Below are 17110 nucleotides of genomic sequence, written 5' to 3' on the forward strand. Positions count from 1 at the left end.
ATGAGCATGCGCCGTAAGAAATATGTCCTTGGTCTGTCCTTTGACCAGTATTTAAAACGACTATTGTAAGTCAAAAAGTGTTTGTGGGAGAAAAATGGGGAAAAGACATTCTCATGCGTTTGTCGTGATTTTTAGGGAGATAAGGTGAATAAAATCTAAAAATATGATATAATAAAAGTTATGAAATATCGGGATTATATCTGGGATTTAGGGGGCACCTTACTTGATAATTATGCGGTGTCTACCCAAGCCTTTAGAGATACATTACAACATTTTGGTATAGAGGCTTCTTATGATGAAATTTATAAGCAATTAAAAATATCAACACAAGTAGCTCATGACTATTTTAAGATTGAGGACGGCTTTTTACAAGCTTATAAGTCTATCGAAGCTAAATATTTGGAGACACCTATTTTATTCAAAGGGGCTAGCGATGTGTTGACAAAGATTGTTGATGAAGGTGGCCGAAATTTTTTAGTGTCTCACCGCAATGATAGCTTGTTAGCGATTTTAGAAAAAACAGGTATTCTCACTTATTTTACAGAAGTTGTGACCTCTAGCAATGGTTTTGCTCGTAAACCTAGTCCTGAGAGCATGCTATACTTGAAAAATAAGTATCATATTGATAAAGCCTTGGTGATTGGTGACAGGGAAATTGATGTTGAAGCTGGACAGGCAGCAGGTTTTGACACCTTATTATTACCTGAGTCTTTTGATTTACTAGAAATAATAGAGTAAGGAAGCGTTATGACAGAAGAAAATAAAAACATGGAAGAATTGGCTCAAGCCTATGATGCCAGCCAAATTCAAGTTTTAGAGGGCCTCGAAGCTGTTCGGATGCGTCCTGGTATGTATATTGGTTCAACATCAAAAGAGGGTTTACACCATTTGGTGTGGGAAATTGTTGATAATTCCATTGATGAAGCTTTGGCAGGTTTTGCAAGCCAAATTAATGTCATCATCGAGTCGGACAATTCAATAACTGTCATAGATGATGGACGTGGGATTCCTGTTGATATTCAGGAGAAAACCGGCCGTCCAGCAGTTGAAACTGTCTTTACCGTTCTCCATGCAGGAGGTAAATTTGGTGGTGGTGGTTATAAGGTTTCTGGTGGTCTTCACGGTGTGGGCTCATCTGTTGTTAATGCCTTATCGACCCAACTAGATGTTAAGGTCTATAAAAATGGTAAGATTTATTATCAAGAGTATCAACGTGGTCACGTTGTTGATGACCTGACAATTATTGGGGATACAGAGCGTACAGGTACAACAGTTCATTTTACACCAGATCCTGAAATTTTTACGGAAACGACTGAATTTGATTTTGCCAAATTAGCAAAACGTATTCAAGAACTCGCTTTCTTGAATAAGGGGTTGAAAATTGCGATTGAAGACAAACGAGATGGATTAGAGCAAGTCAAAGCGTTTCATTACGAGGGTGGTATTGTCAGCTATGTTGAATTTATCAACGACAATAAAGATACCATTTTTGAAACACCAATCTATACTGACGGGGAATTGGATGGTATCTCAGTCGAGGTAGCTATGCAGTATACCACGGGTTATCATGAAAATGTTTTGAGTTTTGCTAACAATATTCATACTCATGAAGGAGGAACACATGAACAAGGTTTCCGTACAGCCTTGACTCGTGTGATTAATGATTATGCTAAGAAAAATAAGATTTTAAAAGAAAATGAAGATAATCTGACAGGAGAAGATGTTCGTGAAGGGCTAACAGCTGTTATCTCTGTTAAACATCCTAATCCACAATTTGAAGGACAGACTAAGACCAAACTTGGTAATAGTGAGGTTGTGAAGATTACGAATCGTCTGTTTAGCGAAGCATTTGGTCGTTTCTTATTGGAAAACCCTCAGATAGCTAAGAAGATTGTTGAAAAAGGTATCTTGGCTAGCAAAGCCAGAATAGCAGCTAAGCGTGCTCGTGAAGTGACTCGTAAAAAATCTGGTCTAGAAATTTCCAATTTACCAGGTAAGTTAGCTGACTGTTCATCAAATGATCCTAAACAAAATGAATTATTCATCGTCGAAGGAGATTCTGCAGGTGGTTCAGCAAAATCAGGGCGTAACCGAGAATTTCAGGCCATTTTACCAATTCGTGGGAAAATCCTGAACGTTGAAAAAGCTACAATGGACAAGATTCTTGCTAACGAAGAAATCAGAAGTCTCTTCACTGCTATGGGGACAGGATTTGGTTCGGATTTCGATGTTAACAAAGCTAGATATCAAAAGCTAGTGATTATGACAGATGCGGACGTAGATGGAGCTCATATCAGAACCTTGTTACTGACATTGATTTACCGTTTCATGAGGCCGATTTTAGAAGCTGGCTATGTCTATATCGCTCAACCACCGATTTATGGTGTCAAGGTTGGTAGCGAGATTAAGGAATACATCCAACCAGGTCTTGACCAAGAAGAAAAGTTAAAGATAGCTCTCGACAAATACAGTCAGGGACGTTCGAAACCAACCGTTCAACGCTATAAAGGGTTAGGTGAAATGGATGACCATCAATTATGGGAAACCACTATGGATCCAGAGAGACGTTTGATGGCAAGGGTTTCTGTTGATGATGCCGCAGAGGCTGATAGGGTCTTTGATATGTTGATGGGTGATAAGGTTGAACCACGTCGTGAATTTATCGAGGAAAATGCTGTTTATGGCAATCTTGATATTTAGTGTAAGAATGTTTTGAAAAACAGTTAAAACTGTGGTACAATCGTATTATTATAGCTTTTTATCGCTTATTTTGATGAAAAGTCATAAACAATTGACAGAGCAAGACCTGCGAAGGGTTGCTTGATAAAGAGTTGGCTATATGGACGAACGCGTTTGTAAGAGCCTTCAAATGATCATGTGTTTAAGGAGATTAAGATGACCAGCGGACTCGTCTTACTGATAATTGCAATAATTTTAGTTATTATTATTGCTTATCTGATCGGAATTTTAATCCGAAAACGAAATGATATGGTAATTGCGAAGTTAGAGGAGCGTAAAAATGCTCTTTTTACTCTACCTATCAATGAAGAAATCGAAGCTGTTAAAGGTTTGCATTTGATTGGTCAAAGTCAGACAAGCTTTAGGGAATGGAATCAAAAGTGGGTTGATTTGTCGCTCAATTCTTTTGGTGATATTGAAAATCATATCTTTGAAGTCGAAAGTTACAATGATACTTTTAATTTTATAAAGGCAAAGCACGAAATAAAAGGCATAGAAACTCAGTTGGATGTCATTGAAGAAGATATCAAATCAATCAGAGAGGGCTTAGCAGTTCTTCGTGAGCAGGAAGATAAAAATAGTTCACGTGTGACTTACGCTTTGGATATGTATGAGGAATTGCAAAACAGTATTTCTCAACAAGAGAGTCATTTTGGTTCGGCTATGGGAGAAATCACAAAGCAATTAGTTAATATTCAAACAGAGTTTTCTCAGTTTGTGACGTTGAATACATCTGGTGATCCTATCGAAGCGGCAGAAATCTTGGAAAAAGCAGAAGAGCATACCATAGCTTTAGGTCAAATTACAGAGAAAGTTCCTGCTATTGTTGATAAGCTTGAGCAGACATTCCCTGATAAACTTGAAGATTTAGAGTTGGGTTACCGTAAACTTTTGGAAGATAATTACCATTTCCCAGAGAGTAATATTGAAGCACGTTTCCAAAAAATTCGCGAAGCCTTACATGAAACGACTTCAGATTTGGCAAGTTTAGATCTTGATAAAGTTGAATCAGGTAGTCAAGATATTCAAGAACAGATTGATAGCTTATATGATATTTTTGAGCGTGAGATAGCAGCACATCAACATGTTAAGAAAACAATGGCTAATCTTCCTGATTATCTCAAACATGTTCAAGAGAACAATCAGAAACTTGCAGATGAAGTCACTCGTTTATTAAAATATTATATTTTAGAAGATGGTGTCACCAACGCTATTCAATCTTTTACTAAAGACTTGAAACAGGTTGAGGAAAAGGTTTTACCAACGCTTGATGAATTGTCTGCTCAGGAGAAACCTTATTCTGAGTTAGCTGTTATTTTTGATAACGCGACAAAATCTTTACAAGAGGTTGAAACTGGCCAAATGGCTTTATACGAGTCCTTAAAAGATTTAGAGCAGGCAGAAGTGAGAGCAAGAGAGCAGCTAGATAGCTATATTAATAAGTTACATGTGATTAAGCGTTATATGGAAAAACGTCACCTTCCAGGTATTCCCGATGAGTTCTTGAGTGTCTTCTTTACGACAAGTTCACAACAAGAAGCTCTTATGGAAGAATTGAGTCGAGGACGTATTGATATTGCGACAGTATCTAGATTAGTACAAGCAAGTTCATCTGCAATGGAGCATTTAGAGAATACAACCTATCAGGTGGTTCAAAATGCAACCTTGACTGAGCAATTGTTACAGTATTCAAATAGATACCGTAGTTTTGATCAAAATGTACAAACCAGTTTTGAACATGCCTTGAAGTTATTTGAAGAGCAGTACGACTATCGTTCAGCATTTGAAGAAATGTCGTATGCTTTAGAGTTAGTCGAGCCAGGTGTCACAGAGCGTTTTGTTTCCTCTTATGAAAAGACGAAAGAAAAGATACGTTTTTAGTACTCAAAAAGTGCTTGACTAAAATTGACAATTCTTAGTGATAGACACTACAGTTAACATAAAAAACGCCAAAGAGCAATAAGCTACATTTGGCGTTTTTGTTATTATATTTGACTTCATCTTGACTAGTTAAGTAAGAACTGATAAAGTTTGAAAAATACTTTATAAAGCTTTTAACGACAGCTTTTTGAAATTCTTTTTGGCTTTGGTTGGTCTTCCATCTATTTTAAGGCTACAATTAGAACAAGTTAAACTCACAATTTAACTTGCAATTTGTCTTGAGTTTTGTTATCCTTTGATTATCTAAGTTTATTTTATGCTTAATCCGAATTCCAAAACCTAATATGATTAAAAGAGTGTCTTGGATGCAGATCAAGTCAATGCTTACTTGGTATTCTCGAAAAGACGGGTACTATCTTAAATGCTAGTTTATCCTAACTTGTATTGGTTTTGGCACTGTAACAATTAGCTTAAATAGATTTAGACAAGGTTATCTTGTTGAAACGCATGTAAAAATGCATAAGGGAATGGTTTATAATCATCCTAGTCTCTTATGGTGTTTACAGAGATGGTTTTTTAACAAATGGTTCTTAGAATTTGACATAAAGTTTGACTGTTTAGTCTAAATGTTGTATATTGAGAAGCATTTTTAGCCAACGATTCGTTATAGAAACTGTGCTTGTCACAGATATAAAAATTATTTATTCGCAAAAAGGAGCAAATCATGTCCGTATTTGAAAAAGTACAAGCTATTATTGTTGAGGAACTTGGAAAAGATGTTGATGATGTCACTTTAGAAACGACATTTGAAGATTTAGATGCAGATTCCTTAGATGTTTTCCAAGTTATTTCTGAAATTGAAGATACTTTCGATATTCAAATTGAATCAGAAGAAGGATTGAAAACCGTCGCAGATTTAGTAGCTTATGTGGAAACATTAATGAAATAAAAAACTATTGGAGTAAGTTAACTTTGTTGTGGAACAAGGTTAACTTACTCTTTTTATAATGCTTTAAAGCGTGCTATTTGTTTAATCCGAGAGAATGGTGATAAAGGAGCAGTGTTGCATTCTTAAGACTATTCAACTCATTTAGACATAATCAAACACCTTATCATATTACAGTTTTATCTGATGAGATTATCTAGTTTTTGATTTTCTTAATGGTTATAATATGAGTATCAACAACTAGTAAAGGAGAACATCAATAATGAATGTAATTTATATGGCATCAGTCTTTTTAGCTGGCTTATTATCGTTTTTTTCACCTTGTATTCTGCCCTTGTTGCCCGTCTATGCTGGTATTCTTTTAGATGGTGATAAAAAGCGACGATTCAATATTTTGGGATTCACACTTGAGTGGTATGGCATGATTAAAACAATGTTGTTTCTACTAGGCTTATCTGTGGTTTTTGTTATTTTAGGCTATGGTGCTGGATTTTTAGGGCATATTCTTTACACCAACTGGTTTTCCTACGTGTTGGGTAGTATTGTTATTGTGCTTGGCTTGCATCAAATGGGGATTATCAATATTAGCTCCTTGCAATTTCAGAGAGGAATATCCTATCAAAAGTCTGACCGTCATGAGTTGTGGAGCAGTTTTTTACTGGGCTTAGCGTTTAGTTTGGGTTGGTCACCTTGTGTAGGGCCGATTTTGAGTTCAGTTCTTGCGTTAGCTGCTTCTGGTGGCCAAGGAGCTTTTCAAGGTGGCTTGCTTATGTTTGTGTATACACTAGGGCTTGCTGTACCTTTTCTTGTTTTGGCTATAGCATCATCAGTGGTTTTAAATCATGTAAATAAAATCAAACCCTATCTTAGCTTGATGAAAAAAGGAGGTGGCTTGCTAATTATTCTCATGGGCATCTTGTTGATGTTTGGTAATATCAATAGCCTAATTAGTTTATTATCGCATTTTTAATATATAGTGATGACGGTTTGGTGTGCTTATATCGTTAGTAGAACAGGCGAGTACTTCAATGTTCTTGCATGCGTTATCGGTGATATAGAACATCAGTCAATCTTATAGTGAAAAAATATAGGAGAAATAAAATGAAAAAAACAGTATCATTGTTAACCATTACCTTATTGGCTCTATCTTTTTTAACAGCGTGTGAGCAGGATGATGAGAAGGTAGAAGCTATTCCATATACAAGTCAACAGACAGAAATGACTTCTGAATCTAATCAGGAGGATAAAGCGTTATCCTTTAAATTAGAAGGGATTGATGGTAAGACCTATCATCTATCAGATTTTAAAGGGAAAAAGGTTTATCTGAAATTTTGGGCATCGTGGTGTTCTATTTGTTTAGCTAGCCTTGAAGATAGTAATACATTGGCTAGGTCAGTTGATGAGGATACAGTTATTTTGTCTGTTGTCGCTCCCAATCAGATGGGCGAACAGGATGAGGCCTCGTTTAAAAAGTGGTTTGAAGGTTTAGGGTATAAGGATTTACCTGTACTTCTTGATCGTGAAGGGGAACTACTAAAAGCCTATCATGTTAGGTCTTACCCAACAAATGTTTTTATCAATTCTGAAGGTTTTGTTTCCAAAACCCAAATCGGTTTTATGGATGAACAAATGATTCAGCAAACATTAGCCGAACTCAAATAAGGATAGGAGTAAGCGATGTCAAAAACTAACCTAATAGCCATAATTATGGTATTATTAATAATAGTTGTAGGAGTTTTTTGGCTAAGTCAAAAACCAGTCGGTGAGGTAAAACAAACTATTGACTTACCAGAAAGGCATTTATCCTTACAAAAAACGAAAGGGGAATATAAAATGAGTGGACAAAAGAAAGATATTTATTTAGCTGGTGGCTGTTTCTGGGGAGTTGAAGAATATTTCTCACGTGTTGATGGAGTTATTGATGCTGAATCAGGTTACGCGAATGGTAAAGGAACAACAACTCAGTACGAATTGATTGCCCAAACAGATCATGCTGAGACAGTGCACATCACTTATGATGATGGTCAAGTCAGCTTGAGAGAGTTATTGCTCCATTATTTTAGAATTATTGACCCTACAAGTGTCAATAAGCAAGGGAATGACAGAGGTCGCCAATATCGTACAGGAATTTATGTGAGCGATGAAGCGGATAATGTTATCGTGACTGAGGCACTTACCGAATTAGCAGCCAAGTATGATAAGCCTATTCAAGTAGAGCATGAAAAGTTGGAACACTTTATTCGTGCAGAGGAATACCATCAAGATTATCTTCAGAAAAACCCAAATGGCTATTGTCATATCAATGTTAATGTTGCCTCTTACCCAGTTATTGATGAGAAACTGTATAGTAAACCAAGTGATAGTGAAATCAAGGCAAAACTATCTCCTGAAGCTTATGCGGTGACTCAAGAAAATGATACTGAAAGAGCATTCTCAAATGAGTACTGGGATCAATTTGAAGATGGTATTTACGTGGATGTTGTCACTGGTGAGCCTTTGTTCTCATCCAAGGATAAGTTTGAATCAGGTTGTGGCTGGCCAAGTTTTTCGACACCGATTAGTCCAGATGTAGCAACTTACCATAGTGATAAGAGTTTCAATATGGAACGTACAGAGGTTCGTAGCCGTGTCGGTGATTCACATTTAGGTCATGTTTTTACGGATGGTCCTAAAGAGCGTGGTGGTCTTCGTTATTGTATCAATAGCCTCTCTATTCGCTTTGTTCCAAAGGCAGATATGGAAAAAGAGGGCTATGGCTACCTTTTGGAGCAAGTTGACAACTAATCATTAAGCCATAAGGAGGAGCAGATGACCTCTCTGTTAATTGTGGAAGATGAATACCTTGTTCGTCAAGGAATTAGACGCTTGGTTGATTTTGACCGTTTAGACATCACAGCTGTGGATGAAGCTGAAAATGGCAAGCAGGCTTGGGAACTGTTTCAGGAAAAAAGACAGGATGTTGTCTTGACAGATATCAACATGCCTATCATGGATGGTCTCAGTCTGGCAAAAGCGATTAAGGAAATAGCACCTCAAACCCGCTTGGTGTTCTTGACAGGATATGATACCTTTGACTACGCTGTGACCGCATTGAAATTAGGGGCGGATGATTATTTGTTAAAACCCTTTTCTAAAGATGATGTTGAGAAGATGTTGGCAGCTGTTCTTAGTAAGTTACATTCCGAGCAGAAGCGTGATGATGTGACGGCATTATTAAGAGAAGCAGAGGACTCTGATTTAGCTCAATCCATTCAAAATCGACTATCTGACTCAGCTTTAAGTTTAAAGGGATTAGCACAAGACTTGGGTTTCAATCCCAATTACTTGAGCAGTTTGATTAAGAAGGAATTGGGTCAGCCTTTTCAAGATTACGTCAGTCAAGAGCGTTTTAAACGGGCTAAACTTTTACTTCTCACAACGGATTTAAAAATCTATGAAGTTGCTCAACAGGTTGGTTTTGATGATATGAATTATTTTTCACAGCGTTTCAAGCAAGTGACTGGAGTCAGTCCGAGAGCATTTAAAAAAGGGGGGCACTTGTGAGGCGGTATCCTTTATCCTTGCAATTACTTGGCTCTGTTGTGCTTAGTTTTTGCTTGATTTTTGCGACTGTTGGCAGTATCTATTACCACACGAGTTCTAATGCTATTCGTACTAGGACAGAAGCAAGTACCCGAGATAGTCTTGAACAAAGTAGCCAATTTGTTTCAGCTTATATTAATCGGATGAGGGAGACTAGTTCTGCCCTTTCCAACCATCCCTTGTTAAAAACTTATGCAGAAACAAGTGATGAGGAGGATGCCGAATCTATAGCTTCTCTCTTTGAAACTGTTTTGAAAATGGATAGGGATTTGATTACAGCAGTTTTTGTGACTAAAACCGGACAAGTGATATCAACTAATCCTGATGTAGCGATGAAGACATCTGACAATATGATGAAAGAGGATTGGTATCAGGAAGCCATTCATCAAAATGCTTCTCCTGTTCTGATTCCAGCTCGTCAAGATCTAGGGGAAGACTGGGTAATTTCGGTCACTCAAGAGGTTACTGATTCGTCAGGAAATAATCTGGGTGTTCTTCGATTAGATAGTGATTACCAAACCATGGCAACCTATCTTGACCAACTCAATCTTGGAAAAGATGGATTTAGTTTTATTGTCAATGAGCAAGAGGCCTTTGTTTATCATCCCGAAAGTACGGTGTATCGTTCGAGCCAAGAAATGGCTGAAATGGCTCCTTATATAGCTATTAGAGATGGTTATACTGAAGACCATCAAACTTTTGTTTACCAGATTCCTGTACCAGACAGTAATTGGCATTTGATTGGGGTTGCTTCTTTAGATGGCTTGTTATCCTTACAGCATAAGTTGCTTTTAACTTTTTTGATGGTTGGTTTTTTAACAACTGTGCTATGTTTTCTTTGGATATGGTGGTTATTACGATGGTGGATTAAACCTTTGAAAGACTTTAGACAAGTCATGTTAGCTATTGGAGCTGGAGAATCTCACTTGAGAGCAGAAGAGAAAGGCTCTGTTGAGGTCGTAGATTTAACCAAACAATTCAATAAAATGTTGGATCAGATTGATCTCTTGATGATTGCTGTTCAAGATAAGGAAAAGGCCATTAGAACTTATGAGTTACAGGCCTTGGCAAGTCAAATTAATCCTCACTTTCTTTACAATACTTTGGATACGATTATTTGGATGGCAGAATTTAACGACAAGGAGCGCGTGGTGGAGCTGACCAAGTCTTTGGCGAAATATTTCCGTCTTGCCTTGAACAAAGGTCATGAACAAATCACTTTGAAAGATGAACTTGACCATGTCAGTCAGTATCTTTATATTCAGAAACAACGCTATGGTGACCAATTGACTTATCAAATAAAGTCTAAGGGTGACTTTGATAGTGTTATATTACCGAAGTTAGTCTTACAACCAATTGTTGAAAATGCTATTTATCATGGTATTAAGCAAGTCTCTAGACCCGGAATGATTACTATCAGTGTAACTGAAGAATTGGATTATTTGCGGATTAGTATTGAAGATAATGGTAAGGGGATTTCCTCGACAGATAAAGAGCCATCTGCTATTGTGTTAGGTGGTGTTGGTTTGAAAAATGTGGATGAACGTTTAAGATTACAGTTTGGTGAGTCATATCAAATGAAGATTGAGACGGAGCCAGATGCCTATACACGTATTCACCTATATTTGCCGATTGCTAATTAGAAAAGTTAAGACTAAGAGCTCTTTTTCTTGTTAGAGAACTTTAATAGAACGGTAAAACGGTTGGGAGTCCCAACCGTTTTTTGTATCTTTTGTTTAATAGTGTAACAGTGTTTTAGGGGTTTTTGTGAAAACGTCATAACCATTTTTGGTAACAACACCACAATCTTCGATACGTACTCCGACCTTATTTGGAATATAAATGCCTGGTTCAACAGAGAAACACATGCCTTCTTCAATAACGAGGTCATTCCCCGCCATGATAGATGGGAACTCATGTAATCCCATGCCGATACCGTGACCAAGGCGATGGTTAAAGTAGTCACCGTATCCTGCTTTTTCGATGACTGAGCGGGCAGCATTATCAACTTCGCTAGCTGTAACACCAGGTTTGATGAAGTCTTGGGCAGCTAATTGAGCCTCTAAACAGAGAGCGTAGATATCTTGTTTAAACTGATCAGGTTTACCGACAGCAACTGTACGGGTCATATCGCTCATATAACCGTTGGCGGCAATTCCTAGGTCAAATAGGAGAAGTGCATCGTTCTCAATCAGATTAGCTCCTGGAATGCCATGGGGGTTAGCTGCATTGTTACCTGTTAGTACCATAGTTTCAAAACTCATATCGTAGCCCTTACGCTTCATCTCAAAGCCAATTTCTGCGACGATATCTGTTTCTGTTTTTTCAAAAGAAATAGATTGAAATCCGATATTGACCGCTTCATCAGCTAATTGACCAGCAAAGTGCATTTTTTCAATTTCATCAGCTGATTTGATAAGTCTCATGTGATTGATAGTCGGTGTTAAATCACAAAAATCAGCTGAGTAAACAGATTCTAAGCCTTTAAATTTGGTTACGTTAAGATGTTCAAATTCAACAGCAACTTTTGAAAAATCTGTCTTGGGAAGGACTGCCTTGATTTTTTGCCAAGGATTTTCAGAATCAACGTAGCCAACAACAGGGAAATGGAGTTGGTTTTCAGCGCGTGCAACATCAAGAGCTGGTAAGAAAAGCAGAGGTTCTTTATCAGCAGTTAGGAAGAGGAACATATAGCGCTCATGTGGGTCGCTGTAAAAACCTGTCAAGTAGTTAATGGTGACTGGATCAGAAACGACAGCAGCATAAATTTCCTGTTTTTCAAGAGATTTTTGAAGTAGTTCAATTTTGGTCATAAGTAGGACCTTTCTAATACATTATTGATTAGGTAAACCTAAATAGATTATACTCTATTTTGTCAAATATTGCCGAAAAAAACAAGTGATTTTTTGCGACTTCTTCTTTAGGTGTATTGATTGACAGAAAACAGAGCGATTTGCTAGAATGAGGAATCGGAGGTTTTATGGCATATTATTTAACAAAACGTCAGAGACGACTCTTGCCCTTATGGCTCTTTTTAGTGGCTTATGGTTTTGATTTTGAATTATCAGCTTTTTATACCATTGAAGCGTCTTCTTTAGATTATTTGCTGCTTTTGCTTAGTGCTTTGACGCTGAGTTTCTATATCATTCCTGCTTTTTTTCTAATCAGAAAAGTAGTTAGAACACAGCGATTAGATAAAGATATTATTCTGATGGGGCTATTATCGGGTTTATTTGTCACCGGGTGGTTGGCCTCTTATGGAAATGCCTTTCTTGGTATGTTTTGGGAACTGATCTTATCTAAGAAGGTATTTACAGAATGGGAGTCTGCCTTGACAGCACCTATCGTTGAAGAATTTTTAAAGACAGGATTTGCTTTTTTTGTTCTCTTTTTCTTTAAAAAATGGAATAAGTCATTGGTCTTTTTTACAGGTTTAGTGACTGGATTGGGTTTTCAAATCATCGAAGATTTGGCTTATGTAGCGACAGAAGCAGCTTTAGATATGAATACTGCAATGCCAACAGCTTTATCACGGTTATCAGGGGCGCTATCATCTCATTATTTGTACTCATCTTTAATAACCTTAGGTATTTATTTAATGGCGACTAAAGCAAAGGATTTACCTGGTTGGAAAATACGCTTATGGGCTTTTGGACCAGTAGTAATACATTTTATATGGAACTCTCCATTAAATCAAAGTACATTGACTATTGCTATATTAACAGGCATGAGTTTATGGCTCTTTATTGATGCTATTGGCTATGCTTTATATAATAAGACTTTTGTGGAACATCAGTAATTCTGAAGTTAGTTTGCTATCAGTGAACCGTTTTGGAATAGAAATGAAAGAGATGATATACTGCATATCAAAGGTTGAATTTTTAATACCTGTTTGATATACAGTTTTTTTGTATTCTTGTTTTTACCTATTTGTTGTTTCAGGTTATTTCATTAGGAATATTTTAACATTTTTTCACTTTTTTGCTTGAAAGTGTTTCCAAATCATGCTAAAATAAATTTGAAAACGTTGTTTTCAATCTTTGAGAAGATATGAAGACTAAATAGATATATTTGACTGTTCATGGGGATAGGGCTGATTGTTTTTTGAAAAAAGATGAAAATTCACAATCATTTAAGCCTATAATGTATCTTACAAAAAAGTCAAAAGGAAAGGATGAGAGATAATGAATACAGATGATACAATCACGATCTATGACGTTGCCAGAGAAGCTGGTGTGTCCATGGCAACAGTCAGCCGAGTTGTAAATGGTAATAAAAATGTCAAAGAAAATACTCGTCAAAAAGTCTTGGAGGTGATAGAGCGCCTTGACTACCGTCCAAACGCAGTTGCTAGAGGATTGGCTAGTAAAAAAACAACGACTGTCGGTGTTGTTATTCCTAATATATCAAATAGCTATTTTGCTGTACTTGCCAAAGGTATTGACGATATTGCTAATATGTATAAGTATAACATTATTTTGGCTTCTAGTGATGAAGATGATGATAAAGAAGTCAATGTGGTCAATACCCTTTTCTCAAAACAGGTAGACGGAATTATCTTCATGGGTTACCATTTGACTGAAAAAATTCGTGCTGAATTTTCACGTTCACGTACACCAGTTGTTTTGGCTGGAACTGTTGATTTAGAGCATCAATTACCAAGTGTTAATATTGATTATGCTAAGGCAGTTGAAGATGTGGTTGATTTATTTGCAAAAAATCATAAGAAAATTGCCTTTGTTTCAGGACCTTTGTTTGATGATATCAATGGGAAAGTACGTTTAGCGGGATATAAAAAAGGTCTAAAGAAAAACGGCTTAGATTATAAAGAAGCCTGTGTTTTTGAAGCAAAATATAACTATAAGGATGGTTATAACTTGGCTGAGCGTGTTGTCAATTCTGGAGCTACTGCAGCCTATGTCGGTGATGATGAACTCGCAGCAGGTTTACTTAATGGCTTGATTGCTCTAGGTAAAAAAGTCCCAGAAGATTTTGAAATTATTACAAGTGATGACTCACTAATTGTTAACTACACTAACCCTAATCTGACATCTATCAGTCAGCCAATTTATGATTTAGGGGCAGTGGCTATGCGTATGTTGACCAAAATCATGAACAAAGAAGAGCTAGAAGAAAAAGAAATCATTTTGAATCATGGGTTGAAAGTCCGTCAATCAAGTCGCAAACCGTCATAAAAAGATGGTGTCTTTCTAAAGATAATATGATAATGAAAAGAGCATCCTTTGTGGAAGCTCTTTTTGATAGTCGTTGTTACTGTGCTATAGTTAGTTACCCGTGGTGCTAGTTGATTTTAAAATACTTCAAATTATAAGTTAGTATGAATTGTTCAAGTCTCAATTGTAATCCAGATAGTCCCCTAGCCAACGTCTGCTCAATATCAAATAGAGAACAAAGTTCCGCAAAGCGAGTTTCAATTGTCCGTCTCCATGCTAGTAACTGCCTGTTGTTATGTTGCTCTGCACCGACCATGTTTTGACGCAAGGGCGTCCACAAATGATAACCTTTATGCCCCAACTTATCTTTTAGCTTCAGAAACCTTAGAGAGGCCAACATTTTTAAGATGTTTTATTGATTTGGGACAATAATCACGATAACATTGAGAACATATTTGAGTTAATTGTGCTATACTCCATTGTAAATGATGTTGTAAATGATGGGATTTTGCAGTATACTGTAAGTGGCTCAAAAGAACTACCTCCTGTCTGTTTCGTCACTTACAGTATAGCTCTTTTGGGCTTTTTAGTATACTTTGACATCAACTAGCACCACGGGTGTTTATATATTATTCTATATCCCAAATATTTTTTTATGATTTAAAATATGATTTATGTAGAACATAGAGAGGAATGATTGACAAGACTGCTGATAATACCAACAACCAAATTAAATGCGCAAATAAATTCGCATCAAGCTGATTTACCCAAATTCCTCTAACTATCTTAGAAGCATGATAGAGTGGGGATACCCATGTTATTTTCTGAACAACAGAAGGCATCGACGAAATTGGAAAGAAGGTACCTGAAAACATATATAGTGGTCGAATAACTAATACATTATAATAATTAAGAAATTCTCTTGAGGGAGCTATGTAAGTAAATGCTAAACCTAAAACACCGAATAAGTATCCAACGACAAACAAAACAACTGGAATTAGTACAAAAAAGATATTGAAATTTCCGCTAATGAAAATAGAAACCAGAAAAAAAATCCCTCCGAAGATTAACGCTCTTATTCCAGCCCAAATAGACTGACCAATGACTATATCCCCTGTATTTATTGGGGTCATCAGCATTGCATCATATGTCTTTTCAATACGAAATTGTATAAATGCATTCACTGTTGTTTCAGAAGTAGCAGCTGTCATCGCAGTTGCGGAGATTAAACCTGTAATAATAAAGTCTCGATAGCTCATTCCCCCAACGGTTGTTAAATAACTTCCTAATCCGAATCCCATTGCGAGTAAGTAAAATAATGGATCAATAAGGTTTGGCATAATTGAAATTTTGAATAAATTTCTAAAACTCATATAATTCCTAATTATAACATTTCTTATAGACATTAGGGACAGTTTAGTCATGGTTACTCTGTACCTTTCTTTCTACACTGGTCAATTTTAAAAATAAATCCTCTAAGCTTTCCTGGTTATGAACTTTTAACAAGTCCGTAACTGTACCCTCTGCACTAACAATACCAGAATGGACAATGAGAATCCTATCTGCTAATTTTTCTATTTCATCCATATAATGGGAAGTTATAATAACTGAGACTCCTGCTTCTGTTAACTCTTTAATCTTATTCCAAATAAGATTTCTTGACTGAATATCTAATCCAACAGTAGGCTCATCCAAAATAATAATCTCAGGCTTATTTAGCAAAGCACGTGCTAAAGAAACTCTTCGTCTCATCCCACCAGATAACTCCCCGATTTTTTTATTTTGCTGACCATCTAGATTTACAAAAGTTAATAATTCTAAAGCTCTTTCTTTAAGTTCTTGTTTAGAAATGTTATAACAAATTCCATGAGCAATTAAATTTTCTATAACTGTAAGTGTCGAGTCCAACATATCATCTTGGGTCACAATCCCTAGCTTAGATTTACTTTCTGCTCTATTTAAGGTAATGTCTTTTCCGTCAATAAAAATCGAGCCCGACGTAATAGAAGTAGCAGAGTATATCATTTTTAATGTTGAACTTTTTCCTGCACCATTCACTCCTAAGATGCCAAGACATTCCCCACTGCTCAATTCAAAATTTATATTACGAACTGCTTCAAAATCGTCATACTTCTTACTTAAGTTAACTACTCTTAATTTTTCCATTTCTACCTCTCAAAACAAACAGGGCAATCTGAATGTTTATTTAGCTCGATAAACTCTTGTTGGAACGTTAGAAAATCAATACTAAATCTCTTATTATATGTCAGTAGCATCCTTGAACCCCAAAAGATATATCTCATTATTTCATAAGCAATAAAATAACCATGGAATAAACAAGCTGGCCCTAATGCTCCATTAGGGGTTCTAAATAAATCAAGCTCATCTTTATTTCGAATATGTCTAACTGTCTCAAGCTCTTCTGCATATTCTGGTCTAATTTTCAAATCATCTAAATACTGACAATAAAAGCAAGCTGATTCTTTAGGAATTATTGAATAAACTCGTCCATTCTTTTTCCCTACAAGTGCTGAAAAACATGGCTTACTATTACGTATACATGCTTCATTATTTATTTGGAGTTTTTTACTTTTACTCCATATGAATATTTTAGTATAATTATATCAATAAACTTATCGATATATGAAATTTCAGGAGATTTTATCACGACAAACGCATGAGAATGTCTTTTCCCCATTTTTCTCCCACAAACATTTTTTGACTTACAATAGTCGTTTTAAATACTGGTCAAAGGACAGACCAAGGACATATTTCTTACGGCGCATGC

General features: G+C 36.4%; 15 protein-coding genes and 1 pseudogene. 11 read left to right on the forward strand and 5 right to left on the reverse strand.

All coding sequences use genetic code 11. The features are described from left to right. Positions 1–180 precede the first annotated feature (180 nt). The 9 genes from ACVRZH_RS08615 to ACVRZH_RS08655 all read left to right on the forward strand — a co-directional run bounded on the left by ACVRZH_RS08615 (position 181) and on the right by ACVRZH_RS08655 (position 10791). Positions 181–738 carry an HAD-IA family hydrolase gene (locus ACVRZH_RS08615; protein WP_447454891.1) on the forward strand — a complete coding sequence of 186 codons (558 nt, stop codon included), beginning with the start codon at positions 181–183 and terminating at the stop codon, positions 736–738. 9 nt (positions 739–747) lie between these two features. Then, positions 748–2700 carry a DNA topoisomerase (ATP-hydrolyzing) subunit B gene (gyrB, locus tag ACVRZH_RS08620; RefSeq protein ID WP_447454892.1) on the forward strand — a complete coding sequence of 651 codons (1953 nt, stop codon included), beginning with the start codon at positions 748–750 and terminating at the stop codon, positions 2698–2700. A gap of 195 nt (positions 2701–2895) precedes the next feature. Beyond that, positions 2896–4620, forward strand: a complete 1725-nt coding sequence (ezrA, locus tag ACVRZH_RS08625; RefSeq protein ID WP_447454893.1) for a septation ring formation regulator EzrA — start codon at positions 2896–2898, stop codon at positions 4618–4620. Positions 4621–5344: 724 nt separating this feature from the next. Then, entirely contained in the window at positions 5345–5569 is a 225-nt protein-coding gene (locus ACVRZH_RS08630) for an acyl carrier protein (protein WP_447454894.1), read from the forward strand. Positions 5570–5828: 259 nt separating this feature from the next. Then, positions 5829–6536: a thiol-disulfide oxidoreductase-associated membrane protein CcdA2 gene (ccdA2, locus tag ACVRZH_RS08635; protein ID WP_447454895.1), complete on the forward strand. Its 708-nt coding sequence runs from the start codon at positions 5829–5831 to the stop codon at positions 6534–6536. A gap of 131 nt (positions 6537–6667) precedes the next feature. Beyond that, positions 6668–7228 carry a TlpA family protein disulfide reductase gene (locus tag ACVRZH_RS08640; RefSeq protein WP_447454896.1) on the forward strand — a complete coding sequence of 187 codons (561 nt, stop codon included), beginning with the start codon at positions 6668–6670 and terminating at the stop codon, positions 7226–7228. A 15-nt stretch (positions 7229–7243) separates the two neighbouring features. Continuing rightward, positions 7244–8350 (forward strand): peptide-methionine (R)-S-oxide reductase MsrB, encoded by a 1107-nt coding sequence (gene msrB / locus ACVRZH_RS08645; protein WP_447454897.1) that lies wholly within the window; start codon positions 7244–7246, stop codon positions 8348–8350. 24 nt (positions 8351–8374) lie between these two features. Further along, positions 8375–9109 carry a response regulator transcription factor gene (locus ACVRZH_RS08650; protein ID WP_447454898.1) on the forward strand — a complete coding sequence of 245 codons (735 nt, stop codon included), beginning with the start codon at positions 8375–8377 and terminating at the stop codon, positions 9107–9109. Further along, positions 9106–10791 (forward strand): cache domain-containing sensor histidine kinase, encoded by a 1686-nt coding sequence (locus tag ACVRZH_RS08655; protein ID WP_447454899.1) that lies wholly within the window; start codon positions 9106–9108, stop codon positions 10789–10791. The genes ACVRZH_RS08650 and ACVRZH_RS08655 overlap by 4 nt, the downstream gene beginning before the upstream one ends. Before the next feature lie 93 nt (positions 10792–10884). Here the strand turns inward: ACVRZH_RS08655 and ACVRZH_RS08660 are convergent, their stop codons facing one another. Continuing rightward, entirely contained in the window at positions 10885–11961 is a 1077-nt protein-coding gene (locus ACVRZH_RS08660) for a M24 family metallopeptidase (protein ID WP_447454900.1), read from the reverse strand. A gap of 167 nt (positions 11962–12128) precedes the next feature. Here ACVRZH_RS08660 and ACVRZH_RS08665 point away from each other — a divergent pair, with 167 nt between their 5' ends. Further along, a complete protein-coding gene (locus ACVRZH_RS08665; protein WP_447454901.1) occupies positions 12129–12947 on the forward strand; it encodes a PrsW family glutamic-type intramembrane protease in 819 nt (272 codons plus the stop codon). Between the two features lie 385 nt (positions 12948–13332). Next, entirely contained in the window at positions 13333–14343 is a 1011-nt protein-coding gene (gene ccpA / locus ACVRZH_RS08670; RefSeq protein ID WP_447454902.1) for a catabolite control protein A, read from the forward strand. A 106-nt stretch (positions 14344–14449) separates the two neighbouring features. On the opposite strand, the pseudogene ACVRZH_RS08675 reads toward ccpA, so the two are convergent. The 4 genes and pseudogenes from ACVRZH_RS08675 to ACVRZH_RS08690 all read right to left on the reverse strand — a co-directional run. Next, positions 14450–14722 (reverse strand): annotated as a pseudogene (locus ACVRZH_RS08675) (IS982 family transposase); the annotation flags it as partial. Positions 14723–14975: 253 nt separating this feature from the next. Beyond that, positions 14976–15746, reverse strand: a complete 771-nt coding sequence (locus tag ACVRZH_RS08680; protein ID WP_447454903.1) for an ABC transporter permease — start codon at positions 15744–15746, stop codon at positions 14976–14978. Continuing rightward, entirely contained in the window at positions 15739–16488 is a 750-nt protein-coding gene (locus ACVRZH_RS08685; protein WP_447454904.1) for an ABC transporter ATP-binding protein, read from the reverse strand. Before ACVRZH_RS08685 ends, ACVRZH_RS08680 begins: the two co-directional genes overlap by 8 nt. 2 nt (positions 16489–16490) lie before the next feature. Next, positions 16491–16931 (reverse strand): ThiF family adenylyltransferase, encoded by a 441-nt coding sequence (locus tag ACVRZH_RS08690; RefSeq protein WP_447454905.1) that lies wholly within the window; start codon positions 16929–16931, stop codon positions 16491–16493. Positions 16932–17110 lie beyond the last annotated feature (179 nt).

Source organism: Streptococcus fryi, from assembly GCF_053206505.1.

Bases quoted from the DNA above. Each gene is read 5' to 3' on its own strand.
- ACVRZH_RS08615 (WP_447454891.1), top strand. From the start codon at position 181: ATGAAATATCGGGATTATATCTGGGATTTAGGGGGCACCTTACTTGAT.
- gyrB (WP_447454892.1), top strand. From the start codon at position 748: ATGACAGAAGAAAATAAAAACATGGAAGAATTGGCTCAAGCCTATGAT.
- ezrA (WP_447454893.1), top strand. From the start codon at position 2,896: ATGACCAGCGGACTCGTCTTACTGATAATTGCAATAATTTTAGTTATT.
- ACVRZH_RS08630 (WP_447454894.1), top strand. From the start codon at position 5,345: ATGTCCGTATTTGAAAAAGTACAAGCTATTATTGTTGAGGAACTTGGA.
- ccdA2 (WP_447454895.1), top strand. From the start codon at position 5,829: ATGAATGTAATTTATATGGCATCAGTCTTTTTAGCTGGCTTATTATCG.
- ACVRZH_RS08640 (WP_447454896.1), top strand. From the start codon at position 6,668: ATGAAAAAAACAGTATCATTGTTAACCATTACCTTATTGGCTCTATCT.
- msrB (WP_447454897.1), top strand. From the start codon at position 7,244: ATGTCAAAAACTAACCTAATAGCCATAATTATGGTATTATTAATAATA.
- ACVRZH_RS08650 (WP_447454898.1), top strand. From the start codon at position 8,375: ATGACCTCTCTGTTAATTGTGGAAGATGAATACCTTGTTCGTCAAGGA.
- ACVRZH_RS08660 (WP_447454900.1), bottom strand. From the start codon at position 11,961: ATGACCAAAATTGAACTACTTCAAAAATCTCTTGAAAAACAGGAAATT.
- ACVRZH_RS08665 (WP_447454901.1), top strand. From the start codon at position 12,129: ATGGCATATTATTTAACAAAACGTCAGAGACGACTCTTGCCCTTATGG.
- ccpA (WP_447454902.1), top strand. From the start codon at position 13,333: ATGAATACAGATGATACAATCACGATCTATGACGTTGCCAGAGAAGCT.
- ACVRZH_RS08680 (WP_447454903.1), bottom strand. From the start codon at position 15,746: ATGACTAAACTGTCCCTAATGTCTATAAGAAATGTTATAATTAGGAAT.
- ACVRZH_RS08685 (WP_447454904.1), bottom strand. From the start codon at position 16,488: ATGGAAAAATTAAGAGTAGTTAACTTAAGTAAGAAGTATGACGATTTT.